28 protein-coding genes are annotated in these 21614 nt (G+C 68.0%); 14 read left to right on the top strand and 14 right to left on the bottom strand.

Translation table 11 applies throughout. The annotated features are described in order from the left end of the window. Nucleotides 1-108: 108 nt before the first annotated feature. From folE to KBC94_RS25105, 3 genes are read left to right on the top strand one after another with little or no spacing between them, the layout of a single operon-like run. Complete coding sequence (gene folE / locus KBC94_RS25115) at nt 109-840, top strand: GTP cyclohydrolase I (protein WP_294376882.1); 732 nt, start codon at nt 109-111, stop codon at nt 838-840. A 4-nt stretch (nt 841-844) separates the two neighbouring features. Next, complete coding sequence (locus KBC94_RS25110; protein ID WP_294376880.1) at nt 845-1267, top strand: BLUF domain-containing protein; 423 nt, start codon at nt 845-847, stop codon at nt 1265-1267. A gap of 35 nt (nt 1268-1302) precedes the next feature. Then, the gene (locus KBC94_RS25105) at nt 1303-2124 is read left to right on the top strand and encodes a DUF429 domain-containing protein (protein ID WP_294376877.1); all 822 of its coding nucleotides are present in this window, start codon (nt 1303-1305) and stop codon (nt 2122-2124) included. Nucleotides 2125-2150: 26 nt separating this feature from the next. On the opposite strand, the gene KBC94_RS25100 is transcribed toward KBC94_RS25105, so the two are convergent. The 6 genes from KBC94_RS25100 to KBC94_RS25075 form a co-directional block, all read right to left on the bottom strand. Beyond that, nucleotides 2151-2693, bottom strand: coding sequence for a ferritin-like domain-containing protein (locus KBC94_RS25100; protein ID WP_294376875.1), 543 nt, complete (start codon nt 2691-2693; stop codon nt 2151-2153). Then, a complete protein-coding gene (locus KBC94_RS25095; protein ID WP_294376873.1) occupies nt 2690-3169 on the bottom strand; it encodes a hypothetical protein in 480 nt (159 codons plus the stop codon). Before KBC94_RS25095 ends, KBC94_RS25100 begins: the two co-directional genes overlap by 4 nt. Continuing rightward, complete coding sequence (locus tag KBC94_RS25090; RefSeq protein ID WP_294376870.1) at nt 3156-3542, bottom strand: hypothetical protein; 387 nt, start codon at nt 3540-3542, stop codon at nt 3156-3158. Before KBC94_RS25090 ends, KBC94_RS25095 begins: the two co-directional genes overlap by 14 nt. Nucleotides 3543-3571: 29 nt before the next feature. After that, nucleotides 3572-3949, bottom strand: coding sequence for a hypothetical protein (locus KBC94_RS25085; RefSeq protein ID WP_017761761.1), 378 nt, complete (start codon nt 3947-3949; stop codon nt 3572-3574). A 75-nt stretch (nt 3950-4024) separates the two neighbouring features. Next, nucleotides 4025-4189: a DUF1328 domain-containing protein gene (locus KBC94_RS25080; RefSeq protein WP_017761762.1), complete on the bottom strand. Its 165-nt coding sequence runs from the start codon at nt 4187-4189 to the stop codon at nt 4025-4027. Between the two features lie 198 nt (nt 4190-4387). Further along, entirely contained in the window at nt 4388-5740 is a 1353-nt protein-coding gene (locus KBC94_RS25075) for a CHASE3 domain-containing protein (protein ID WP_017761763.1), read from the bottom strand. Between the two features lie 101 nt (nt 5741-5841). On the opposite strand from KBC94_RS25075, the gene KBC94_RS25070 reads away from it, so the two are divergent. Continuing rightward, nucleotides 5842-6474 (top strand): response regulator transcription factor, encoded by a 633-nt coding sequence (locus tag KBC94_RS25070; protein ID WP_017761764.1) that lies wholly within the window; start codon nt 5842-5844, stop codon nt 6472-6474. A gap of 86 nt (nt 6475-6560) precedes the next feature. Here KBC94_RS25070 and KBC94_RS25065 read toward each other — a convergent pair whose 3' ends face one another. After that, nucleotides 6561-6953: a response regulator gene (locus tag KBC94_RS25065; RefSeq protein WP_294376862.1), complete on the bottom strand. Its 393-nt coding sequence runs from the start codon at nt 6951-6953 to the stop codon at nt 6561-6563. Between the two features lie 332 nt (nt 6954-7285). Between KBC94_RS25065 and KBC94_RS25060 the strand changes: the two genes are divergently transcribed. Next, nucleotides 7286-7456, top strand: a complete 171-nt coding sequence (locus tag KBC94_RS25060; RefSeq protein ID WP_155946965.1) for a hypothetical protein — start codon at nt 7286-7288, stop codon at nt 7454-7456. Nucleotides 7457-7474: 18 nt separating this feature from the next. Continuing rightward, entirely contained in the window at nt 7475-9523 is a 2049-nt protein-coding gene (locus KBC94_RS25055) for an AsmA family protein (protein WP_294376856.1), read from the top strand. Between the two features lie 4 nt (nt 9524-9527). On the opposite strand, the gene moeB is transcribed toward KBC94_RS25055, so the two are convergent. The 3 genes from moeB to gpmA all read right to left on the bottom strand — a co-directional run bounded on the left by moeB (nt 9528) and on the right by gpmA (nt 12679). Next, nucleotides 9528-10289 carry a molybdopterin-synthase adenylyltransferase MoeB gene (moeB, locus tag KBC94_RS25050; protein WP_294376853.1) on the bottom strand — a complete coding sequence of 254 codons (762 nt, stop codon included), beginning with the start codon at nt 10287-10289 and terminating at the stop codon, nt 9528-9530. A 94-nt stretch (nt 10290-10383) separates the two neighbouring features. Next, nucleotides 10384-11826 (bottom strand): S41 family peptidase, encoded by a 1443-nt coding sequence (locus KBC94_RS25045; RefSeq protein ID WP_234197668.1) that lies wholly within the window; start codon nt 11824-11826, stop codon nt 10384-10386. Nucleotides 11827-11935: 109 nt separating this feature from the next. Then, the gene (gene gpmA, locus KBC94_RS25040; protein ID WP_294376851.1) at nt 11936-12679 is read right to left on the bottom strand and encodes a 2,3-diphosphoglycerate-dependent phosphoglycerate mutase; all 744 of its coding nucleotides are present in this window, start codon (nt 12677-12679) and stop codon (nt 11936-11938) included. A gap of 72 nt (nt 12680-12751) precedes the next feature. Between gpmA and KBC94_RS25035 the strand changes: the two genes are divergently transcribed. The 4 genes from KBC94_RS25035 (at nt 12752) to KBC94_RS25020 (ending at nt 15062) form a co-directional block, all read left to right on the top strand. Beyond that, nucleotides 12752-13171, top strand: a complete 420-nt coding sequence (locus tag KBC94_RS25035; RefSeq protein ID WP_294376849.1) for a rhodanese-like domain-containing protein — start codon at nt 12752-12754, stop codon at nt 13169-13171. A gap of 45 nt (nt 13172-13216) precedes the next feature. After that, complete coding sequence (gene grxC, locus KBC94_RS25030; RefSeq protein ID WP_017761772.1) at nt 13217-13477, top strand: glutaredoxin 3; 261 nt, start codon at nt 13217-13219, stop codon at nt 13475-13477. A 103-nt stretch (nt 13478-13580) separates the two neighbouring features. After that, nucleotides 13581-14045: a protein-export chaperone SecB gene (secB, locus tag KBC94_RS25025; RefSeq protein WP_017761773.1), complete on the top strand. Its 465-nt coding sequence runs from the start codon at nt 13581-13583 to the stop codon at nt 14043-14045. Nucleotides 14046-14066: 21 nt separating this feature from the next. Further along, entirely contained in the window at nt 14067-15062 is a 996-nt protein-coding gene (locus tag KBC94_RS25020; protein ID WP_294377046.1) for an NAD(P)H-dependent glycerol-3-phosphate dehydrogenase, read from the top strand. Nucleotides 15063-15065: 3 nt separating this feature from the next. Here KBC94_RS25020 and KBC94_RS25015 read toward each other — a convergent pair whose 3' ends face one another. After that, the gene (locus KBC94_RS25015; protein ID WP_294377044.1) at nt 15066-15863 is read right to left on the bottom strand and encodes a ScpA family protein; all 798 of its coding nucleotides are present in this window, start codon (nt 15861-15863) and stop codon (nt 15066-15068) included. A gap of 62 nt (nt 15864-15925) precedes the next feature. Then, nucleotides 15926-16132: a DUF3460 family protein gene (locus KBC94_RS25010; protein WP_017762266.1), complete on the bottom strand. Its 207-nt coding sequence runs from the start codon at nt 16130-16132 to the stop codon at nt 15926-15928. A gap of 66 nt (nt 16133-16198) precedes the next feature. On the opposite strand from KBC94_RS25010, the gene KBC94_RS25005 reads away from it, so the two are divergent. Next, on the top strand, nt 16199-16696 hold the full coding sequence (locus KBC94_RS25005; protein ID WP_294376844.1) for an outer membrane protein assembly factor BamE: 498 nt from the start codon (nt 16199-16201) through the stop codon (nt 16694-16696). Nucleotides 16697-16783: 87 nt separating this feature from the next. Here KBC94_RS25005 and KBC94_RS25000 read toward each other — a convergent pair whose 3' ends face one another. Continuing rightward, a complete protein-coding gene (locus KBC94_RS25000) occupies nt 16784-17044 on the bottom strand; it encodes a hypothetical protein (protein ID WP_294376842.1) in 261 nt (86 codons plus the stop codon). Nucleotides 17045-17067: 23 nt separating this feature from the next. Then, nucleotides 17068-19140: a methionine--tRNA ligase gene (gene metG / locus KBC94_RS24995; protein WP_294376839.1), complete on the bottom strand. Its 2073-nt coding sequence runs from the start codon at nt 19138-19140 to the stop codon at nt 17068-17070. A gap of 96 nt (nt 19141-19236) precedes the next feature. On the opposite strand from metG, the gene KBC94_RS24990 reads away from it, so the two are divergent. The 3 genes from KBC94_RS24990 (at nt 19237) to KBC94_RS24980 (ending at nt 21596) form a co-directional block, all read left to right on the top strand. Next, the gene (locus tag KBC94_RS24990) at nt 19237-20316 is read left to right on the top strand and encodes an isocitrate/isopropylmalate family dehydrogenase (protein WP_294376837.1); all 1080 of its coding nucleotides are present in this window, start codon (nt 19237-19239) and stop codon (nt 20314-20316) included. Further along, entirely contained in the window at nt 20313-20996 is a 684-nt protein-coding gene (locus KBC94_RS24985; protein WP_294376835.1) for a YceH family protein, read from the top strand. Before KBC94_RS24990 ends, KBC94_RS24985 begins: the two co-directional genes overlap by 4 nt. Nucleotides 20997-21197: 201 nt before the next feature. Then, nucleotides 21198-21596 (top strand): nuclear transport factor 2 family protein, encoded by a 399-nt coding sequence (locus KBC94_RS24980; RefSeq protein WP_294376833.1) that lies wholly within the window; start codon nt 21198-21200, stop codon nt 21594-21596. Nucleotides 21597-21614 lie beyond the last annotated feature (18 nt).

Below are 21614 nucleotides of genomic sequence, written 5' to 3'. Positions count from 1 at the left end.
GCGCTACGCGAGGCGCACCATGGTCGGATCACAGCGGCCCATGGCGGTACGTGGGATTGGGCGCCGCGCGCCCGTGGTGAAAAAACCCTGCTGTTACGATTCCGCCCCATGTTGATCCCCGCCCAGCCTGAGGACCGTTCCGCCGTTGCGGCGAGCGACGAGGGCACGCCCGTCTCCGTCAAGATCCGCGAGCGCCTGAAGGCCGCACGCCATCGCTTCCACGCCAACGACAACATCGCCGAGTTCATCGAGCCGGGCGAGCTGGAGGCGCTGCTCGACGAGGTCGAGGTCAAGATGCGCGATGTGCTGCACAGCCTGGTGATCGACATCGACAGCGACCACAACACGGGGAACACGGCCCGCCGCGTGGCCAAGATGTACCTCAACGAGGTGTTCCGCGGCCGCTACGTGCAGGGGCCCAGCCTCACCGAATTCCCCAATGCCGAGCGGCTGAACGAGTTGATGATCGTCGGCCCGATCACGGTGCGCAGTGCCTGCTCCCACCACTTCTGCCCCATCATGGGCAAGCTGTGGATCGGCGTGATGCCCAACGAGCACACGAACGTGATCGGTCTGTCCAAGTACGCGCGGCTGGCCGAATGGGTGATGGGCCGGCCGCAGATCCAGGAAGAGGCCGTGGTGCAGTTGGCTGACCTGATCCAGGAGAAGACCCAGCCCGACGGCCTCGCCCTGGTGATGGAGGCCGAGCATTTCTGCATGCAGTGGCGCGGCGTGAAGGAGACGGACAGCAAGATGATCAATTCCGTCATGCGCGGCGTCTTCCTCAAGGACCCGAACCTGCGCCGCGAATTCCTCGCGCTGCTTCCACGCAAGGGGTGATGCCATGCTCGTGCGCCTTCTCTACGCCAGCCGCGCCGTCGACGTGTCGCCGGGCGCGCTCGACAGCATCCTGTCCACCGGGCGGGCCCACAACATGGCGTCCGGTATCACGGGCATCCTCTGCTACGGGGGTGGCGTGTTCCTGCAGGCGCTCGAGGGCGGACGCACGGCGGTCAATGCCCTCTACGCCCACATCCTGCGGGACCCTCGCCACAAGGACGTGGTGCTGCTGCACTACGAAGAGATCCAGGAGCGCCGATTCGGTGGCTGGACCATGGGCCAGGTCAATCTCAACAAGCTCAACGCGAGTACGGTGCTCAAGTATTCCGAGCGACCCGAGCTTGATCCGTATGCCGTTTCGGGCAAGGTCTCTCTGGCGCTTCTCGAAGAGCTGATGGCCACGGCTGCCATCGTCGGCAGGCCCTGAAGGTCATCGCTGCCGCGGCGGCAGTCCAGCGGGCGATGCGCCTGGTCGGCTGCGACTTCTCGAGCACGCCCACGCGCCGCAAGCCCATCGTGCTGGCCTGGGGGCGGTGCGATGGCGACGAGGTGATCGTCGAGGCGCTGGAATGCTTTCCGACGCTGGACGCCTGGACCGACCGCCTCGCCGCCGAGCCGGCGTGGGTCGGCGGTTTCGACTTTCCCTTTGGCCTGCCGCGGGAGTTCGTGCTGGCCCAGGGCTGGCCGCTGGACTGGACGGCCTGCATGGCGGTCTACGGCGGATGGAGCCGTGCCGAGCTGCGTGAGCGATTCATCGCCTTCTGCGCCGCACGCCCGGTGGGCGGCAAGTTCGCCCACCGCGCCACCGACCGGCCGGCCGGTTCGAGCCCCTCGATGAAGTGGGTCAATCCCCCGGTCGCCTGGATGATGCATGCGGGCGTGCCGCGACTCCTGGCGGCTGGCGCGCGGCTGCCGGGGCAGGGCGGCACGCCGGGCTCGCCCAAGGTCGCGCTGGAGGCCTATCCCGGGCTGGTGGCGCGTGACCTGCTCGGCACGCAAAGCTACAAGAGCGACGAGCGCGCCAAGCAGACGCCTGATCGCCTGGAGGCCCGGCAGCGCCTGCTCATCCATCTGGCGGCCGGCAAAGGGCGGCTGGGCCTGCGCCTCGCCTTGTCGAGCGAGCTCCGCGAAGTGCTGGCCTGCGATGGCAGCGGGGACTCGCTGGACGCCGTGCTATGCCTCATGCTGGCAGCCTGGGGCGCGCAGCGCGCCCAAAGCAAAGGGCCGGGGTATGGACTCCCGGCCCGGATGGACCCGCTCGAAGGCTGGATCGTCGGCGCCTGACCGGCGCGCTGTGAGCGGACGAGGGCTTACTGGCCCATCCAGTCGCTCAACTCGTCAGCATGCTCTTCCTCGTCGGCGAGGATCTCCTCGAGCATGCGGCGGGTGGTCGGGTCCTTGTCGCCGATCAGGGCCACCATCTGGCGATAGCTCTCGACCGCGATGCGCTCGGCCTTGAGGTTGGCACGCACCATGGCCTGCAGATCCTTCGACTCGTCGTAGTCGGCATGGCTGCGCTTCGACAGGCTGTCGGGCTGGAAGTTGGGCTCGCCGCCCAGTTGCACGATGCGCTCGGCAATGCGGTCGGCATGAGCGGACTCTTCGTTCGCATGCACCAGGAATTCGTCGGCAATCGCCGGCGACTCGACGCCCTTGGCGGTGAAGTAGTGGCGCTTGTAGCGCAGCACACACACCAGTTCGGTGGCGAGCGCGTCATTGAGCAGCTTGACGATGTCGTCGCGCCAGGGGCCGTAGCTGGGCGTCACGGCGCCATCGTCCAGGCTCTTGGCGGCGGCATCGATGGCCTTCTGGTCGAGTTCGAGGCGCTGGCGGGCTGCAAGGGTGTCGTTCATGGCATTTCCTTTCGTGGGGGAGGTTCTGGTTCTGGGCGGGACATGGCCAAGGTGGTGATGAGGTCGGCCACATCGGAGGTGCGCAGCAGCAGTGCCAGCAGCGCGGTGCCGGACAAGAGCCGCCATGGGCGGGTCAGCGCGAGCACCGAACCCGCCGCAGCCGCTCCCGCCACCAGCTTGGCAGGATGCCGGCTGGCGTAGCCCTGCAACAGAGGGTGCGCAAGCTGCCCGGCGGCGTGCAGGGGATGCCGCTGCCACCAGCGCTGGGCCATTTTGCGGCCCATGTCCAGCCAGGGCAGCTTTCGCAGCACGGACGCGCCCCGCGCCGCCACACCTTGCCTTGAACCCGTCGCGTGGCCGCGCTGCGGCGGAGGAGGCGGGATGAGCGCATCCAGCAAAGCCAGCCGAGATTGGGCAAGGCGCTGCTCGGGTGTCAAAGGCAGCGCGGTGTCATCGATGCGTTCAGCGATCGGCATGGCTGCTTTCGGAGAGGGCGTGGAGTACCTGCATATCTTCGGCCGCCTGGTTCTTCAGTCCGGCAAAGAGGGGGAGCTGAGGTGGCCTCAACGCGAGTGCGATCCCCACGAGCATCAGGACCAGTGCCACGCCGGGCACGATCAGCAGCACCCACTCGAAGCGCCCGTGGAGCACGCCCAGCATCACAGCCACGCCACCCCACCCCAGCGTGAACAAGGCGCCGAGCAGGGCGATGGCGCCGCCGATGGCACGCGTCACCACCGAGCGGCCGGCCTCCGCCACCTCGACCTTGGCCAGGGCGACGTAATTCAAGAGATGGCGCCCGACCAGCGCAGGATGTCGCAGGGCTGCGGAAATGACAGGATGGAGCATGTGCGGTGGTCGGTACGCCTGGGCGTCGATCAGTAGTCGTCGCCGCTGCGGCGGCTGGCAAGCACGATGAGCGCGGTGATCGCGGCACCCGCCGCCGCAGCAATCAGCACGGAACGGACGGGCTGGTCGGCGATATAGCGGGTCGTCACCGTGGCGGCCTCGCCGAAACGTTCCTGGGCACGGCTGGTGGTCTTCGATGCCGCTTCCAGGCCGCGTTGGACGGCCTGCTGAACGCGCGAAGCGATCTGTTCCACCGTCGGCTCCACCTCGCCGCGCAGCTGCCGCACCTTTTGGCCAGTCGCATCGACGGCGTTCTTGGCGTAGGTGCGCGTGCTCTCGGCCGCATCCTGGGCGGCGCCGCGCAGTTCGTCAGCAAGTTGGGAGGGGGTCTTGGCGGTCGAGTTCATGGAGAAGTCCTTGTGGATGGGATGGGAAAGAAGTCAGCCCGCCGGCCGTGGCCGGCGTGCAAAGATGCTAGCGCCTCAACGCCGGCGCAACAGACCCGCGATGAAGCTGGCGATCGTCAGGATGGCGAAGATCACGAACAGGAGCTTCGCGATGCCCACGGCGCCGGCGGCGATGCCGCCGAAGCCGAACAGCGCGGCCACCAGTGCGATGACGAGGAAGACGACGGTGTAGTGCAGCATGGCAGGCTCCTTTCATGCCGGTGCCCACCGGTACCCTGGAGCGGGACCGCGGTTGAAGGCACCTTGTGTTTGCCGATGACGAGAGCTTAAGGAGCAGGCCCGCCCCGGACCTGTCAGCAGCAGGGTCCGGGGGGCGTAGGAAAGCGACGAATCGGGTGGCCCAAGAGGGCTGGATGCGCCTTTGCGGCGGTCGCTGCCCTACTGCTTGGGCATCACGGCATGCAGGCGCGTGCCATGCCCCGGACTGCTGTCCACCGACAGCTTGCCGCCTGCGGCCTGCACGCGATGTCGCATGCCGGCCAAGCCGTGGCTCGCACGTGCGGCCTGCTGCTGCAGGTCGAAGCCCCGGCCGTTGTCGCTGACTTCCACCTCGACATGGTTCTCATAGTCCTTGAGGACGATGGTGGCCTCCTGGGCCTGGGCGTACTTGCCGATGTTGGTGAGGCCTTCCTGCACCATGCGGTAGATGGTGAGCTGGCGCGACTCGTCCAGTTCGACCGGCTCCAGCGCCATGTCGACCTGGATGCCCGAGCGCTCGGCGAACTCGCGGCCGAGGATCTCGAGCGAGGCCACCAGGCCGAGGTTCGACAGCGACGAGGGCCGCAGGTCTTCGATGATGCGCCGCTTGAGGGCGATGCCCGAATTCAGCAGTTCGGTCAGGTGGGCCAGGCGCTGGGCGGCATCCGGCGAATCGCCCAGGCGCGACTTGAGCCGCGCCACATCGAGCTTGGCGGCCGTGAGCAGGGCGCCCAGTTCGTCGTGCAGTTCACGGGCCAGGTAGCCGCGCTCGGACTCCCGCACCTCCTGCAGGTGCGTCGCCAGTTCGGCCAGCGACGCCGTGCGGTCGCGCACTTCCAGCTCCAGCGAGTTGCGTTCGCGTTGCAGGGCCTGCTGCTGGCGGTCGTTGGCCTGCTGCAGTGCCGAGGTCTGGCGAAGATAGAGCACGAAGGCCAGCAGGGCCGCCAGGACGATCAGGCCGATGCCCACACGGGCCAGGCCCAGGGCCTGCGAGATCTGCAGTCGCCCTTCCTCGACCGACCGGGTGCTGAACGCCATGAGCGCATCGGCCTCCTGGCGGATGCCCTGCATTTCCTCCCGACCCACGTCCGTGCTGAGCACGAAGCGCGAGGCGTCCGCATTGCCGGTGCTGAGCATGCGCACGGTCAATTCCATCTCGGCCAGCTTGCGCGACAGGTGGTTGCCCAGTGCGGCGAGATGGCTGCGCTCCATGGGTTTGTCGGCATAGAGCATGCGCAGGCGGTCCATCTGCTTGGGCAGTTCGGCAACCGCGAGGTCATAGGGCTCCCGATAGCGGGGGTCGCCCGTGAGCATGAACCCGCGGGTGCCCGTCTCGGCGTCCAGCGTGTAGCGCAACAGCAGGTGGATGGACAGCCGCGCCTCCTGCGCGCGGCCGATTTCCTCCAGAGCACGGGTGGACCGGTGATAACCCGATTCATTGAAAGCCACGAGCGCGAACGCCGCCAGGATGGCGAGGCTCAGACTCAAGGCTTTCTTCTTGTAAGCCAACAGCGACAGCTTGTGTTTCAGCATGCGTGAGGGGGAATCGGGCCGTCTATTTATTGAATAATGTTTGTCAACGAAAGCTGTGTTGGCGGTGGCAATAAGCCGCTGCGACTCGACAAAGGCAACAAATGATCAAGATTGGCATTGTGGACGACCATGCGATCGTCCGGTCCGGACTGAAGCAGTTTTTCTCGGAGCACGTGGACCTGCGTGTGGTGGGGGAAGCCGCGACGGGCCGCGAGGCGATCGAGCTGGTGCGCACCACCGAGCTGGATGTGCTGGTGATGGACTTGTCGATGCCCGGTCAGAGCGGCATCGATGCCCTGGCCATGATTCGGGCCAAGGCACCCGACGTGGGCATCCTGATCCTCAGCGGCTATCCGGAGGAGCACTACGCGATGAACCTCATCCGTCAGGGCGCGAGCGGATACCTCAACAAGGACTGCGACCCGATGGAGATCGTCAACGCAATCCGCACCATCTCCCTGGGCCGTCGCTACATCACGCCCGCGGTGGCCGAACTGCTGGCCCGCCAGCTCGACCGCAAGGATGATGCCGCGCCGCATGAGCAGCTGTCGGAGCGCGAATTCCAGGTGTTCCTCAAGCTCGCCAAGGGCGAGACGGCGGGCGAGATCGCCAAGACGCTCTCGCTGTCGGTGAAGACGGTCAGCACCTACCGTACGCGCCTGATGGAGAAGATGAATCTTTCGTCCAACAGCGACCTCACCTATTACGCGCTCAAGAACAAGCTGATCGACTGATCGGCAAGGGCAACGCCCGCAAGGCGCAGCCCCTGTTGCAGACCGCGCCGGGCCTGGCCTCGCGCGGTCTTTTCTTTTTGCGCGGCTCAGTGCGCGGTCGATTGCTGGGATTGCCACAGGCAATAGTCGACCAGGGCATCGATCTCGTTGGATTTGTCGAAGACCGCATCCACGCCCAGCTGTGCACAGCGGCGGCGGATGTCTGGCGTGGCGTAGTTGCTCAGCACCACCACCTTCTGCTGCGGCTTGCGTTCACGGCAGGCGTTGAGCACACCCAGTCCGCTGCCTTCCTTGAGAAACAGGTCCACGATGGCGAGTTGCCAGTCGCCGCGATGGTCGCGCAGCCATTGGCGCGCGTCGGTCTCGGTCTCGGCATAGCCCACTGCGCTCACTGGCGTGAGTTCTTCGAGCGTTCCCACCAGGTTCTCGCGGATGGTGACGTTGTCTTCGACGATGTAGGTATGCAGTCTGCCGCTCATGATGGGTGAGGGGGCCGGCCAGGGCCGGTGCCGCGCTTGCGGCAACAGGCAGGGAGTGGCGACCCGATGCTGGTACTGGATAGATCGTAGAAGCGCGCCCTGCCGACCCTGCAATCCCGGATGGCCTGTTGCTGTAGGAGCGTGCCGACGATGCCGCCGTAGGTGTCTGCGCACAGGGGGTGCGGCGGCCGGCCGACCTGCGGCCACAGTGGTGGGAATTATGTTCACGTCATTCGTTCAATCCGGCCGTGGGCGTTGGGATGGTCCGCTGGGCCAGCCATCACCGCTTGCGCCTTGCAATCAACATGATGACGGCATCCGAGAGGTGGACCATGAAAGGCATTCTGGGTTTCCTGTTGGCAGGCGGTCTCGCCTTGCTCGCGGCATGGGTGGTCGTGCAGGGCGAACCGGGCTCGGCCGAACTGCACCTGGTGAACGCCGTCACCGCCGATGCCCCGGGCGGGGTGGGCAAGGGCTGGTTGTCGTTCTTCGTCGGCCCTTGAGGCGGACGGCCGCATTCCATGCATCCATCCACCGCCGCAGCCCCCGCTGCCGCTGTACCACCTCGCGGCGGGCGATGGCTGCGGCGCATCCTGATCGCGCTCGCAATCCTGATCGTCGCGGTAGTGTTGATCGTCCTGTTCTTCCCATGGGATGTCCTGCGCGGTCCCATCAATCGCTACGTGAGCGAGAAGACCGGGCGGCGTTTCGAGATCACGCGGCACCTCGATGTGAAGCCGGGCCTGCGCACGGCGCGCATCACGCTCGATGGCGTCGAGTTCGATAACCCCAGGTGGGCAAGGGACCCACTCCTGGTCGGCGCCGACAAGGCCGAGATCGACATCCGTATCTGGCCGCTGCTGCGCAAGCAGGTGGACATTCCCCGGCTGATGTTGAGCGCCCCCCGGATCGGCCTGCAGATGGAAGAGGATGGGCGCAAGACCTGGGCCCTCGAGAAAGGCGACGATGGCGAAGCGGGTCGCGGCAGCACGCCGCGCATCGGCGTGCTGCAGGTCGATGGCGGCCATCTCGATTTCCTGGCCAAGCACCTGGGCGTGGACATGCGGGTCGACTTCGCCTTCGATACCCAGAAGGGGGACATGCCCCTTTCCTACCAGATGAAGGGGCGTTACCAGTCCCAGCCGCTGAGTGCCCAGGGCCGTACGGGCAATGTGCTGCTGCTCACTCAGGCCGGGGTGCCGCCCTTTCCTTTCGAGATCCACGCCACGGCTGGCGGGACCCGCCTGGATGCTTCAGGCAGCATGGCCGCACTCACCGAACTGGATGGCGTGGATGCCAAGGTGCGGCTGAAGGGCCGCAACTTGGGCGATCTCTACCGTCTGATCGGCGTGGCGCTGCCGGACACCTCGCCCTACCAGGTCGAAGGCCGCCTGCTCAAGACCGGCAACACCTGGCAGGCGCAGAAGCTGTCGGGCAAGCTCGGGCTGTCGGACATCGGCGGCGAGATGCAGTTCGAGAAGGGCGCTTCCCGTCCGAAACTGAGCGGCAAGCTCTCGTCGAAGGTCATGGACATGGACGACCTCGGCCCGCTCATCGGTCTGCCGCCGACGGAACGCTCGGCCAAGGCCGTCGATGGCGTGGAGGCGCCCGTCACGCTGGAGAAGACCCGCCGCCGTGGCGCGGACGTCCGGGTGCTGCCGACCGCGCCCCTGGACTTCGAACGGCTTCGCGCCATGGACGCCGATGTGCGCTACACCGCGGAGCGCATCCGCAATGTGCGCGAGGTGCCGCTGCAACGTGGCAGTGTGCAGGTGGCGCTCAACGACGGCGTGCTGGCGCTCAAGCCGCTCGACCTGGGCGTGGCGGGCGGCAGCATCCAGGGTGCCGTGCGCATCGACGGTTCGCGCAACCCGGCCGACATCCGCATGGCGTTGGACGTGAAGGCGCTGCAGCTCAATCAGCTGATTCCCAAGGTCGAATCCACCAAGAGCAGCCTGGGTCGGCTGGATGGCCGCATCAACCTGGCGGGGCAGGGGACGTCCGTCGCCAACTGGCTCGGTGCGGCCTCCGGCGATGTGGCGGCCATGACGGGGCGCGGACAGTTCAGCAACCTCTTGCTGGAGATCGCCGGCCTGGACGGAGGCGAGGTGCTGGAATTTCTGCTGCGCGGCGACAAGAACGTGCGCATGCGCTGCGCGGCGCTGGCCTTCGACGTGAACAAGGGCGTCATGAACGGCCGCACGCTCATCTTCGACACCGACGACACGCTGTTCACGGCGACCGGACAGGCCAGCCTGAAGGACGAGACACTGGACTTCGTCATCCGGCCGCAGCCCAAGGACAAGAGCATCCTGAGCCTGCGCACACCCCTGACGGTGCGTGGACATTTCGGTGATCCCCGCCCGGGTGTGGAAGCCGCACCGCTGGTCGCGCGCGGCGTTGCGGCCCTGGCACTCGGCGCCATCAACCCGCTGCTGGCGCTGGCGGCCACGGTGGAGACGGGGCCGGGCGAGGACGCCGATTGCGCCGGTGCACTGGCGGAAGCACGCCGGCCCGAGTCGAGCGAGGCGGCCAAGGCGGCGGAACGGGCCAAGGCCGTGCGCCGCTGAGCGTTCACACCTTGCGGTGCATGCCCCCACAGACAGGGCATTCAGGATCGCGCCGCACCTGAAGCGTGTCGAAGCGGCTCGCCCGGCCGTCGAACATCAGCAGGCGGCCCGTCAGCGTGCCGCCGATGCCGGCGACGAGCTTGAGGGCCTCGTGCGCCTGCAAGGTGCCCAGAGTGCCCACGACAGGGGAGAACACGCCCATCACCGCGCAGCGTGTCTCCTCGAACTCGGCATCGGGCGGAAAGAGGCAGGCATAGCAGGGACTGTCCGGCTGGCGCGCGTCATACACCGACAGTTGGCCGTCGAAGCGGATGGCCGCGCCTGCCACCAGCGGCTTGCGATGGGCGACGCAGGCGGCATTGACGCGGTGACGGGTCTCGAAGTTGTCGCTGCAGTCCAGCACCACGTCGGCCTGCGGCACGAGTTCCTCCAGCAGCGGGCCATCCGCGCGGGCGCGGACCGTGCGGATGTCGATCCCGGGATTGAGCGCCCGCATGGCCTCGGCCGCCGACTCCACCTTTGGCATCCCCACCCGCGCGCTGCTGTGGGCAATCTGGCGCTGCAGGTTGGTCACATCGACGACGTCGTCATCCACCAGGGTGATCCGCCCCACGCCTGCGCCCGCCAGGTACAGCGCCACGGGCGAACCCAGCCCGCCGGCACCGATGACGAGGGCATGGGCGGCCGACACACGCTCCTGCCCGTCGATGCCGAACTCCTCCAGCAGGATATGGCGCGAATAGCGCAGAAGGTCTTGGTCGTCCATGGCTCGGCGGGGCGCAGGCGCTTCGGCGGTCCCGACAAAGACATCGGCCTCCACGCGGGAGGCCGATGCGTCGCGGAAGCCGGGGCGCTACGCCTCAGTTTTCCTTCTTCTCTTCCTTGTTCTCCACGATCACCTGCGTCTTGCTGGCGACCACGGGCTGGCCCTTGAGCTGGTTGATTGCCTGCATCAGCGGGAAGTCCTTGTCCGTGCCGAACTCGGGCGTGACCCGTGCCTGCGGCGACTTCTTGGTTTCCTCTTCGAGGCGCTTGCGGGCTTCGTCGCGCTGCTTCTCCAGCTCGGGGTCCTTCTTCTCGGGACCCTGGCCGCTGGACAGGTGCTTCTCGAGGTCGGCCTCGCGCATGCGCAGCACGGCGAAGGGGCTGCCTTCGGCCGTGTCGTCCACCAGCACGTTCGGCACGATGCCCCGGGCCTGGATCGAGGTGCCGCTGGGCGTGTAGTAGCGCGCGGTGGTGATCTTGAGGCCGGTGTCCGGACCCAGCGGACGCACCGTCTGCACGGAGCCCTTGCCGAAGGTCTGACTGCCCATCACCGTGGCGCGCTTGTGGTCCTGCAGGGCGCCGGCCACGATCTCGCTCGCGGAGGCCGAGCCTTCGTTGACCAGCACCACCAGCGGCACCGTCTTGAGGCCGGCCGGCAGGTTGCGCAGCGGGTCGCTGCCCGAGCGTCGCTGGTAGTCGGCGGGGATCGCCTTGTAGACCTGCTTGCTTTCGGCCAGTTGGCCGTCCGTGGTCACCACGGTCGAGCCCTGCGGCAGGAAGGCGGCGGACACGGCCACCGCCGCGTCGAGCAGGCCGCCCGGATCGTTGCGCAGGTCGAGCACCAGGCCCTTGAGGTTCGGGTCCTGCTTGTAGATCTCTTCGATCTTCTTGGCGAAGTCGTCGACCGTGCGTTCCTGGAACTGCGACAGGCGGATCCAGGCGTAGCCGGGCTCCATCACCTTGCCGCGCACCGACTGCGTGCGGATCTCCTCGCGCGTGATCGTCACCGGGAAGGTGCGGCTCTCGTCCTTGCGGAAGATGGTCAGCAGCACCTTGGTGCCCGCCTCGCCGCGCATGCGCTTGACGGCCTCGCTCAGCGTCAGGCCCTTGACGGCGGTGTCGTCGATCTTGGTGATCAGGTCGCCGGGCTTGAGGCCGGCGCGGAACGCCGGCGAGCCCTCGATGGGCGAGACGACCTTGACCAGGCCGTCTTCCTGCGAGATCTCGATGCCCACGCCCACGAAGCGGCCCGAGGTGCCCTCGCGGAATTCCTTGAAGGACTTCTTGTCGAAATACTGGGAGTGCGGGTCGAGCCCGGCCACCATGCCGGAGATGGCGTCGGAGATGAGCTTCTTCTCATCCACCGGCTCCACATAGTCGGTCTTGATCATGCCGAACACCGCGGCGAGCTGCTGCAGCTCTTCCAGCGGCAGTGGCGCCAGGGCCCCGCGCGCCATCGTCTGCAGCGAGACGGTGGTGAGCGCGCCGGCGACCGCGCCTGCGGCAATCCAGCCGGTGATCTTCAATTTCTGGCCCATGGGCAGCGTCCTTTCGGGAGACCCGATCCGTCGTTCACAAAATCGGCAATCAATATACGCGGACTTTGGAAGCGGAAATGGCCCCGCGGGTTCCGTCCGTATCCGTGAATCAGGCTTTGCCCTGGGAGGCGACCGCGGCGGCCGCCTTTTCGGCCGCTGCCGCGTCGCCCAGGTAGTAGTGGCGCAGCGGCTTGAGGTCGTCGTCCAGCTCGTACACCAGCGGAATGCCGTTGGGGATGTTCAGGCCCACGATGTCGCTGTCGGAGATGCCGTCCAGGTACTTCACCAGGGCGCGGATCGAATTGCCGTGGGCGGCCACGACCAGCCGGCGGCCGGCGCGGATGGCCGGGGCCATCGACTCGTTCCAGAAGGGCAGCACGCGCGCGACGGTGTCCTTCAGGCATTCGGTCAGCGGCACCTGCTCGGGGTCGAGCCGGGCGTAGCGCAGGTCGCCGCGCTCGCTGCGCGGGTCGGTCGGCTCCAGTGCCGGCGGCGGGGTGTCGTAGCTGCGGCGCCAGACCAGCACCTGCTCGTCGCCGTACTGCTTGGCCATGTCGGCCTTGTTCAGGCCCTGGAGCGCGCCGTAGTGGCGCTCGTTCAGGCGCCAGGAATGGACGACCGGCAGCCACGTACGGTCCAGCTCGTCCAGCACATGCCACAGGGTGCGGTTGGCCCGCTTGAGCACGCTGGTGTAGGCGACGTCGAAGTCGTGGCCCTGCTCCTTGAGCAGGCGGCCGGCCTGCTTGGCCTGCTCGATGCCGGTGTCGGTCAGGTCGACGTCGGTCCAGCCGGTGAAGCGGTTCTCGAGGTTCCAGGTCGATTCGCCATGGCGGATCAGCACCAGTTTATGCATGGGGTCCCTTACGTGTCGCCGGAGTAAAACCGCCATTCTAAAATTGCCGGTTTGCCATCTCGGAAGCTTCCCGTGAAATTCATCCTCGACAACTGGGCCCTGATCCTCCTCGCACTCGGCTCGGGCGGCATGCTGGCCTGGCCGGTGCTGCGCGGCGCGGGCCAGGGCTCGCTCAGCGCCCAGGGCGCGGTGCAGATCATCAACCGTCAGAAGGGCGTGCTGATCGACGTGCGCGAGCCCGAGGAGTTCGCCGCCGGCCACGCCGTCGGCGCGCGCAACGTACCGCTCGCCGAGCTGGAGCAGAAGCTGCCGGGCGTGGTCAAGAACAAGGCCCTGCCGGTGCTGCTGATGTGCGCGACCGGCGCCCGTGCCCAGCGCGCTGTCGCCGCCGCCAAGAAACTGGGCTACGAACAGGCCCAAGCCGTGGGTGGCGGGATGAAATCCTGGAACGAGGCTAACCTGCCCGTCGAGAAGGTGGCCGCCAAGGCCTGAACGCCTTCCGTCCCATCCCGCATTCACCCGCCCACGAGGAAATCCATGCAAGCCGTGAAGATGTACACCACCGCCGTCTGCCCCTACTGCATCCGTGCCAAGCAGGTGCTCAAGGCCAAGGGCGTGGACAGCATCCAGGAGATCCGGGTCGACGCCGACCCCGCGGCCCGCGACGAAATGATGCGCCTGACCCAGCGTCGCACCGTTCCGCAGATCTTCATCGGCGACACCCATGTCGGCGGTTGCGACGACCTGATCGCGCTCGACGGCCGGGGCGGTCTGGTGCCGCTGCTGCAAGGCGCCTGAGAGGGCTGGGGCCGGCCGGGCCTGTCGTCGGCACAGGCCATAATCGAACGCTTTCGCGCCCGCTGACCGCGGGCCTTTTTGTCCCGACACACCTCCAAGCACCATGGCCGACCAACAAGCCGCAGAACCCGTCTTCCAGATCCAGCGCGTCTACCTCAAGGACCTGTCGCTGGAGCAGCCCAATTCGCCGGCCATCCTGCTGGAGCAGACCCAGCCCACCGTCGACATCCAGCTGGGTGTGGAAGCCCAGAACGTTGCCGAAGGCATCTTCGAGGTGAGCGTTTCGGCCACCGTGCAGACCAAGATCGACGACCGCACCGTGTTCCTGGTCGAAGCCAAGCAGGCCGGCATCTTCGAGATCCGCAACCTGCCCGAAGACCAGATGGGCCCGATCCTGGGCATCGCCTGCCCGCAGATCGTCTATCCCTACCTGCGCGGCAACGTGGCCGACACCATCCAGCGCGGCGGCTTCCCGCCCGTGCACCTGGCCGAGATCAACTTCCAGGCCATGTACGAACAGCAGCAGGCCCAGGCCGCCGGTCAAGGCCTGCCGGCCAACGCCCAGTAATTGCCTGAGGCGTCCGCGGCCATGCGCATCTGCGTGCTCGGCGCCGGCGCCTGGGGCACGGCGCTGGCGATCAGCGCCGCGACCCACCCGGCCGGGCACCGTGTGGTGCTCTGGGGCCGGGACGCCGCTCAGGTTCAGGACATGGCGCGCAGCCGCGCCAATCCCCGCTACCTGGCGGGCGTGAGCTTCCCTCCCTCTCTTCTTCTCCAGTCCGGCGACGCCCGCGAGGCGTGGCGCGAAGCCGACCTCGTGGTGCTGGGCACGCCCATGGCTGCCCTGCGCGCGCAACTGGCGGCGTTGGCCGCGGCCGGCTGCACCGTGCCGGTCGCCTGGCTCTGCAAGGGTGTGGAGCCGGCCAGCGGACTCTTTCCCCACGAGGTGCAGGCCGAGGTGGGGCCGCGCTTGCGCGCAGGCCTGCTGAGTGGCCCCAGCTTCGCGCTGGAAGTTGCCCAGGCGCAGCCCACCGCCCTGGTGGCGGCGAGTGCCGATGCCGAAGTGCGCGAGCGCCTGGTCGCGGCCTTCCACGGGCCGGCGCTGCGGGTCTACGGCAACGATGACGTCACGGGCGTGGAGGTCGGCGGCGCGGTCAAGAACGTGCTGGCCATCGCCACCGGCCTGGCCGACGGACTGGCGCTGGGCCTCAATGCGCGCGCTGCACTCATCACCCGCGGGCTGGCCGAAATGACCCGGCTGGGCACCGCACTGGGCGGCCGGGCCGAGACCTTCATGGGCCTGTCGGGCCTGGGCGATCTGGTGCTGACGGCCACCGGCCACCTGTCGCGCAACCGACGCGTGGGCCTGCTGCTGGCCGAGGGTCGGACGCTGGACGAGGCGGTCCGCTCGCTCGGCCATGTGGCCGAGGGCGTCAACTGCGCCCGGGCCGTGGCGCAGCGGGCGCGGCAGCTGGGGGTGGAAATGCCCATCGCCGAATCGGTGGTAGGCCTGCTCGACGGGCGCCTGCAGCCGGCGCAGGCGGTGGCCGCGCTGATGGGGCGCGAGCCGACGCACGAGGCCTGAATCTCAGCTCGGCGCGTAGGCCAGCCGCACGTAGATGGGCGCGAAGGCCTCGGCCTGGGTGATCTCCACCAGCGTTTCCTTGCCCAACTCCAGCAGGGCGATGAAGGTGACGACCAGCACCGGCACGCCGCGCGTGGCGTCGAACAGCGACTCGAATTCGACGAAACGGCGCCCCTGCAACTGGCGCAGCACGATGCTCATGTGCTCGCGCACCGACAGTTCCTCGCGCGAGATCTTGTGGTGCTGCACCAGCTTGGCCCGCTTGAGGATGTCGGCCCAGGCCTGGCGAAGGTCGTCCAGGCTCACGTCCGGAAAGCGCGGCCTGAGCGACTGCTCGATGTAGACCTGCGCCTTCCAGAAATCCCTGCCATAGGTGGGCAGCGCATTGATGGCGGCGGCCTGCATCTTGGCCTGCTCGTATTCCAGCAGGCGGCGCACCAGCTCGGCGCGCGGGTCTTCGGCCTCTTCGCCGTCCGCCGTCTTCTTGGGCGGCAGCAGCATGCGTGACTTGATCTCGATGAGCATCGCCGCCATCAGCAGGTACTCGGCCGCCAGCTCCAGATTGCGGCTGCGGATCTCGTCCACGTAGGCGAGGTACTGGCGGGTGACGCCCGCCATGGGGATGTCGAGGATGTTGAAGTTCTGCTTGCGGATCAGGTAGAGCAGCAGATCCAGAGGCCCCTCGAAGGCCTCCAGGAAGACCTCCAGTGCATCGGGCGGGATGTAGAGGTCGTTCGGCAGTGCGAACAGCGGCTCGCCGTAGAGGCGGGCCAGCGCCACCTGGTCCACCACCTCGGGCATGGCGGCGACCGCGGGGCGGTCGTCGTCGTCCGCGGTGGCGGCAGGCAGCGCGGGGGTGGTGCTCAATGCGACTTCGTCTGGTAGACGTAGGGCTGCTGCGCCACGGCAGCGGCCTCGAACTCGGCCTGGGTCTGGCGGTCGATCTGCTTGTCCCACAGCAGGGCGCGGCCGGCGCGCTGTTCGGCTTCGAGCGTGGGCTTCTGCTCGCGCAGCTTCTCGATGAACTGGGTGGCGTCGGAGGTGTAGTGGGGGCGGCCGAAGATCGACATAGACTGGTGCAGCTTCTTGTGACGGGACGAGGGGCGCGATTTTAACGACGGGGCGATGGGGAATCGATGACCACTGGCAGGACCGCGGCGCGCATCGCCGCCGCATTCACCGCGCTGGCCGCCCTGGCGGGCTGCGACCCGCAGCGCATCGACCGGCTGGAAGAGGGCGTGGCCACCGAGGCCGACGTGCGCGCCCAGTTCGGCGAGCCCGAGAACATCTGGGAGTCGCCCTCTGGGCGGATGCTCGAATACAACCGCCAGCCCGCCGGTCGCAAGAACTACATGATCACCATCGGCCCCGACGGTCGCATGAGCGCCCTGCGCCAGGTGCTCACGCCCGAGAACTTCGCTCGCGTGAAGCCCGGCATGCCGATGGAAGAGTTGCGCAAGCTGCTGGGCAAGCCCGCCAAGGTGACACGCTATGCGCTCAAGCAGGAGACGGAATGGGACTGGCATTGGACCCAGCCGCCCAATACGCCGATGGTGTTCACCGCGGTGCTGAACGACCAGCAGTACGTGCTGCGCAGCGGCTCGTCGCAGGACCGCAGCGTCGAGGCGCCCTGACTCTCGCCGGGGCCGGGCTGGACGCCGGACGTCGGGCCTGGTTCGCCCCAGGCTCCTGGATGGCACGCCTCGGAAGGGCCCGCCCGTTCAGTCCTTTTCGCCGGGCAACACCGCGTCGGCCGCGGCACCCACGGCCTTGCCGGTGATGCGCGCCGTCCCGATGGCCGCATCGGCCGCCAGGCCGACCGCCCCGGCGCCCACGCTCACGGCGGTGGCGCCGACGGACACGGCCGCGCCGGCCACCGACACGACGGCGCAGCCTCCCAGGGCGCCCACGGCCAGCGACAGGACGACGGCCCGCGCGGCCCAGGCGGCTGGCGATGGGCGGTCGATGGCGAGTAGAGGCATCGGCGATCGAGCCCGGTGGCCGCTCAGCGCACCCGCATGCCCGGCTGGGCACCCGGCCACGGCTCCAGCACATGGATGCCGGGCTGCGCCTTCTCGTCCGCATGGCTGGCGGCCAGCACCATGCCTTCGCTGACGCCGAACTTCATCTTGCGCGGCGCCAGGTTGGCCACCATGACGGTGAGCTTGCCCACCAGTTGCGCCGGCTGGTAGGCCGAGGCGATGCCGCTGAAGACGTTGCGCGTCCTGCCTTCGCCCACGTCCAGCGTCAGGCGCAGCAGCTTGGTAGAGCCTTCCACCTTCTCGCAGGCCACGATCTTGGCGATGCGCAGGTCGATCTTGGCGAAGTCGTCGATGGTGATGGTGGGGGCCAGGGCCTCGCCGCCGGGCAGGTCCGGCGCTGCGTCGGCCGCGGGTGCCGCGGCAGGGGCGGGCGGCGTGAAGAGCTGCTCCAGCACCTTCGGGTCTACGCGCGTCATCAGGTGCTTGTAGTCGCCGATGGCATGGCCGGCGCCCAGCGCGCGGGCGGCGTCGGCCCACTGCAGCGGGCCGATGTTCAGGAAGGCCTCGACCTGCGCGGCCAGCGCCGGGAGCACTGGCTTGAGGTAGAGCGTGAGCAGGCGGAAGGCCTCGATGCAGGTGGTGCACACGTCGTGCAGCCGCGCCTCCTGGCCGGCCTGCTTGGCCAGTTCCCAGGGCTTGTTGGCGTCGACATAGGCATTCACCTGGTCGGCCAGCGCCATCACCTCGCGCAGGGCACGGGCGTAGTCGCGGCTGTCGTACAGCTGGCGCAGGTCCTCGGCGCCGGCGCGCAGCATCACCAGCAGTTCCTCGCCGTCGGCGGAGACGGTGCCGAGTTGGCCGCCGAAGCGCTTGGCGATGAAGCCGGCCGAGCGGCTGGCGATGTTGATGAACTTGCCCACCAGGTCGCTGTTGACACGGGCGACGAAGTCCTCGGGGTTGAAGTCGATGTCCTCGTTGCGGCCGTTGAGCTTGGCGGCGATGTAGTAGCGCAGCCATTCGGGGTTCAGGCCCAGGCCCAGGTACTGCAGCGGGTCGATGCCGGTGCCGCGGCTTTTGCTCATCTTCTCGTTGTTCACCGTCAGGTGGCCGTGCACGAAGATGCCGTCCGGCGCCTTGCGGCCGCTGAAGTGCAGCATGGCGGGCCAGAACAGGGTGTGGAAGGTGATGATGTCCTTGCCGATGAAGTGCACCTGTTCCAGGTCGGGCTGGGCCATGTAGGCCTCGTAGTCCTCGCCCTTCTTGCCCAGCCAGTTCTTGAGCGAGGCCAGGTAGCCCACTGGGGCATCGAGCCAGACGTAGAAGTACTTGCCCGGCGCGTCGGGGATCTCGATGCCGAAATAGGGCGCGTCGCGGCTGATGTCCCAGTCGCCCAGGCCGCCGGTGCCGTCTTCCTTCTTGACCAGCCATTCGCGGATCTTGTTCTGTACCTCGGGCTGCACATGGCCGGGGGCCGTGGTCCACTCCTTCAGGAAGGCCTCGCAGCGCGGGTCCGACAGCTTGAAGAAGAAGTGGTCGGAGCTGCGCAGCTCCGGCCTGGCGCCCGACAGCGCCGAGTAGGGGTTGATCAGCTCGGTGGGCGCATAGACGGCGCCGCACACCTCGCAGTTGTCGCCGTACTGGTCCTTGGCGTGGCAGTTCGGGCACTCGCCCTTGATGAAGCGGTCGGCCAGGAACATGCCCTTCTCGGGGTCGTAGAACTGCTCCACCGGGCGCGTCTCGATCAGGCCGGCGGCCTTCAGGTCGCGGTAGATCTGCTGCGCGAGTTCGTGGTTCTCGGGCGCGTCGGTGGAATGCCAGTTGTCGAAGGCGATGTGGAAGCCGTCGAGGTAGGGCTTGCGGCCGGCCGCGATCTCGGCCACGAAGGCCTGGGGCGTGATGCCCGCCTTGTCGGCGGCGATGGTGATGGCCGCGCCGTGGGCGTCGTCGGCGCAGACGAAGTTGACCTCGGCACCGTTCATCCGCTGGAAGCGCACCCAGATGTCGGCCTGGATGTATTCCATGATGTGGCCGATGTGGAACTTGCCGTTGGCGTAGGGAAGGGCGGTGGTGACGAAGAGCTTGCGCGCTGCGGGCATGGATGTCGGTCTCGCGGATGGGCCGGTCGTGTCGCGGCAGGGCGCCGCGCTCTGGCAGGGTCGGGCATTTTAGGTTTGGGCCCGCGTCGCAGCCGTATGCTTGCGGCTTTGCCCGCAGACCCCGAAGGAGGAAGCCCCGTGACCACCCCCCGCATTCCCGCCACCCTGATCTCCGGCGACGGCATCGGCCCCGAGATCATGGAAGCCACGCTGGCGGCGCTCGACGCCCTGGGCTCGCCCTTCGAGTGGGACCCGCAGATCGCCGGCCTGGGCGGCGTCAGGACCTCGGGCGACCCGCTGCCAGAGGCCACGCTGGAGAGCATCCGCCGCACGCGGCTGGCGCTCAAGGGCCCGCTGGAGACGCCGTCGGGCGGCGGCTACCGCAGTTCCAACGTGCGGCTGCGCGAGGCCTTCCAGCTCTTCGCCAACGTGCGGCCGGCGCGCACCATCATTCCGGGCGGTCGCTTCGACAACATCGACCTGCTGGTGGTGCGCGAGAACCTCGAGGGCCTGTACATCGGCCACGAGCACTACATCCGCATCGAGGACGACCCGCATGCCGTGGCCATGGCCACCGGCATCAACACCCGCCAGGGCTGCAAGCACATCCTGCGCTATGCCTTCGACGCCGCCGTGGCCCAGGGCCGCAAGAAGGTGACGGTGGTGCACAAGGCCAACATCATGAAGGCGCTCACGGGCATCTTCCTGGAGACGGCCGAGCAGCTCTACGCCGCCGAATATCAGGGCAAGTTCCAGTTCGAGACCATGATCGTGGACGCCTGCGCCATGAAGCTGGTGCTCAACCCCTGGCAGTTCGACATGATCGTCACCACCAACCTGTTCGGCGACATCCTGTCCGACCTGGTGGCCGGGCTGGTGGGCGGGTTGGGCATGGCGCCGGGTGCCAACATCGGCGCCGATGCGGCCATCTTCGAGGCGGTGCACGGCTCGGCACCGGACATCGCCGGCAAGGGCATCGCCAACCCCATCGCGCTGATGCTGGCCGCGGCGCAGATGCTGGACCACGTCAAGCGCGTCGACCTGGCCGACCGTCTGCGCACCGCCATCGACCAGACGCTCAACGTCGACAACGTGCGCACCGGCGACCTGGGCGGCGGCGCCAACACCATCGCCTTCACCAAGGCGCTGGTGGCCCGCATCAAGGGGGGTGCATGACGACCGAGCAGAACCTGCCCATTCTTTCGCCTTCCGAGGCCCGGGTGCTCGGCGTGCTGATCGAGAAGCAGCGCACCGTGCCCGACAGCTACCCGCTCACGCTCAACAGCCTGTTGGCCGGCTGCAACCAGAAGACCAGCCGGCACCCGGTGATGGAGCTGGCCGAGGCCGAGGTGCAGGAGGCGCTGGAGAGCCTGCGCCGTCGCAGCCTGGTGGACGAGAGCAGCGGTGGCCGGGCCATGCGCTACGGCCACAACACCGACCGCGTGCTGCGGCTGCCCTCGCAGTCGGTGATCCTGCTGGCCGTGCTCATGCTGCGCGGCCCGCAGACGGCGGGCGAACTGCGCATCGCCAGCGACCGCATGCACAACTTCGCCGACATCTCGTCGGTGGAAGGCTTCCTGGACGAGATGGCCGAGCGGCCGGCCGGCGCGCTGGTGGTCAAGCTGCCGCGCCTGCCGGGTGCGCGCGAGAGCCGCTGGGCGCACCTGCTGTCCGGGCCGGTGGCGGCGGAGCTGATGGCGGTGCCGGCGGCGGGTGCCGCTGCGACGGCGACCGGGGGCGACGCCGGCGAGACGGCCGCCCTGCGCCTGCGGGTGGACCGGCTCGAAGCCGAGGTCGCCACCCTCAAGGCCACGCTGGCCAAGGTCTGCGCGGACCTGGGCATCGACGTCGCCTGAAAGCCGCGCTGTCCGCCCACGTCCCGGATGAGCCCCTCTCCCCTCGCGGGAGAGGGAGAAAGACACGCGACGGCCGCGCGATCCCTTGGACCCGTCGTGCCGTACTCCCGCTGTCACCCAGCGGACGGCCCTCGCGAGGCCGGCTGCGCTACCTTCCGTGTCCCCCAAGAAACAGGGCCGCCCGCGCCCACCGAGACACCCATGACGCACCCCGCCGCCCTGGCCCAATGGCACCGCCTGGTGCAGACCCACGACAGCGCCGGCCTCTGGGCCCTGCTGGCCGAGGACGCCGTCTTCCACTCGCCCGTGGTGCACACGCCGCAGGTGGGTCGGCCCATCGTCAGCGCCTACCTCACGGCGGCCTTCCAGGTCTTCTTCAACGACAGCTTCCGCTACGTGCGCGAGACGATTGCGCAGGACCATGCCGTGCTCGAGTTCGCCGTCACGCTCGATGGCATCGAGGTCAACGGCGTGGACATCATCAGCTGGAACGCCGATGGCCGCATCACCCAGTTCAAGGTCATGCTGCGGCCGCTCAAGGCGGTGAACCTGATCCACCAGCGCATGGGCGAGATGCTGGCGGCCCGCAAGGGCGGCTGAGGACGGCGCGGGGCGGGG

This window comes from Pseudacidovorax sp. (assembly GCF_017991995.1).
Taxonomy (GTDB): Bacteria; Pseudomonadota; Gammaproteobacteria; order Burkholderiales; family Burkholderiaceae_C; genus Xenophilus.
This window is presented reverse-complemented; position numbering and strand designations above follow the sequence as displayed.

What these genes read in the sequence shown, in the direction of transcription:
- grxC (WP_017761772.1), top strand. Translation starts at nt 13,217, where the DNA reads ATGCAAGCCGTGAAGATGTACACCACCGCCGTCTGCCCCTACTGCATC.
- gpmA (WP_294376851.1), bottom strand. Translation starts at nt 12,679, where the DNA reads ATGCATAAACTGGTGCTGATCCGCCATGGCGAATCGACCTGGAACCTC.
- KBC94_RS25015 (WP_294377044.1), bottom strand. Translation starts at nt 15,863, where the DNA reads ATGCCCGAGGTGGTGGACCAGGTGGCGCTGGCCCGCCTCTACGGCGAG.
- KBC94_RS25005 (WP_294376844.1), top strand. Translation starts at nt 16,199, where the DNA reads ATGACCACTGGCAGGACCGCGGCGCGCATCGCCGCCGCATTCACCGCG.
- KBC94_RS25065 (WP_294376862.1), bottom strand. Translation starts at nt 6,953, where the DNA reads ATGAGCGGCAGACTGCATACCTACATCGTCGAAGACAACGTCACCATC.
- moeB (WP_294376853.1), bottom strand. Translation starts at nt 10,289, where the DNA reads ATGGACGACCAAGACCTTCTGCGCTATTCGCGCCATATCCTGCTGGAG.
- secB (WP_017761773.1), top strand. Translation starts at nt 13,581, where the DNA reads ATGGCCGACCAACAAGCCGCAGAACCCGTCTTCCAGATCCAGCGCGTC.
- KBC94_RS25090 (WP_294376870.1), bottom strand. Translation starts at nt 3,542, where the DNA reads ATGCTCCATCCTGTCATTTCCGCAGCCCTGCGACATCCTGCGCTGGTC.
- KBC94_RS25100 (WP_294376875.1), bottom strand. Translation starts at nt 2,693, where the DNA reads ATGAACGACACCCTTGCAGCCCGCCAGCGCCTCGAACTCGACCAGAAG.
- KBC94_RS25045 (WP_234197668.1), bottom strand. Translation starts at nt 11,826, where the DNA reads ATGGGCCAGAAATTGAAGATCACCGGCTGGATTGCCGCAGGCGCGGTC.
- KBC94_RS25075 (WP_017761763.1), bottom strand. Translation starts at nt 5,740, where the DNA reads ATGCTGAAACACAAGCTGTCGCTGTTGGCTTACAAGAAGAAAGCCTTG.
- KBC94_RS24985 (WP_294376835.1), top strand. Translation starts at nt 20,313, where the DNA reads ATGACGACCGAGCAGAACCTGCCCATTCTTTCGCCTTCCGAGGCCCGG.
- KBC94_RS25085 (WP_017761761.1), bottom strand. Translation starts at nt 3,949, where the DNA reads ATGAACTCGACCGCCAAGACCCCCTCCCAACTTGCTGACGAACTGCGC.
- KBC94_RS25110 (WP_294376880.1), top strand. Translation starts at nt 845, where the DNA reads ATGCTCGTGCGCCTTCTCTACGCCAGCCGCGCCGTCGACGTGTCGCCG.
- KBC94_RS25070 (WP_017761764.1), top strand. Translation starts at nt 5,842, where the DNA reads ATGATCAAGATTGGCATTGTGGACGACCATGCGATCGTCCGGTCCGGA.
- KBC94_RS25010 (WP_017762266.1), bottom strand. Translation starts at nt 16,132, where the DNA reads ATGTCGATCTTCGGCCGCCCCCACTACACCTCCGACGCCACCCAGTTC.
- folE (WP_294376882.1), top strand. Translation starts at nt 109, where the DNA reads ATGTTGATCCCCGCCCAGCCTGAGGACCGTTCCGCCGTTGCGGCGAGC.
- KBC94_RS25000 (WP_294376842.1), bottom strand. Translation starts at nt 17,044, where the DNA reads ATGCCTCTACTCGCCATCGACCGCCCATCGCCAGCCGCCTGGGCCGCG.
- KBC94_RS25080 (WP_017761762.1), bottom strand. Translation starts at nt 4,189, where the DNA reads ATGCTGCACTACACCGTCGTCTTCCTCGTCATCGCACTGGTGGCCGCG.
- KBC94_RS25055 (WP_294376856.1), top strand. Translation starts at nt 7,475, where the DNA reads ATGCATCCATCCACCGCCGCAGCCCCCGCTGCCGCTGTACCACCTCGC.
- KBC94_RS25060 (WP_155946965.1), top strand. Translation starts at nt 7,286, where the DNA reads ATGAAAGGCATTCTGGGTTTCCTGTTGGCAGGCGGTCTCGCCTTGCTC.
- KBC94_RS25105 (WP_294376877.1), top strand. Translation starts at nt 1,303, where the DNA reads ATGCGCCTGGTCGGCTGCGACTTCTCGAGCACGCCCACGCGCCGCAAG.
- KBC94_RS25020 (WP_294377046.1), top strand. Translation starts at nt 14,067, where the DNA reads ATGCGCATCTGCGTGCTCGGCGCCGGCGCCTGGGGCACGGCGCTGGCG.
- metG (WP_294376839.1), bottom strand. Translation starts at nt 19,140, where the DNA reads ATGCCCGCAGCGCGCAAGCTCTTCGTCACCACCGCCCTTCCCTACGCC.
- KBC94_RS24990 (WP_294376837.1), top strand. Translation starts at nt 19,237, where the DNA reads ATGCTTGCGGCTTTGCCCGCAGACCCCGAAGGAGGAAGCCCCGTGACC.
- KBC94_RS25095 (WP_294376873.1), bottom strand. Translation starts at nt 3,169, where the DNA reads ATGCCGATCGCTGAACGCATCGATGACACCGCGCTGCCTTTGACACCC.
- KBC94_RS24980 (WP_294376833.1), top strand. Translation starts at nt 21,198, where the DNA reads ATGACGCACCCCGCCGCCCTGGCCCAATGGCACCGCCTGGTGCAGACC.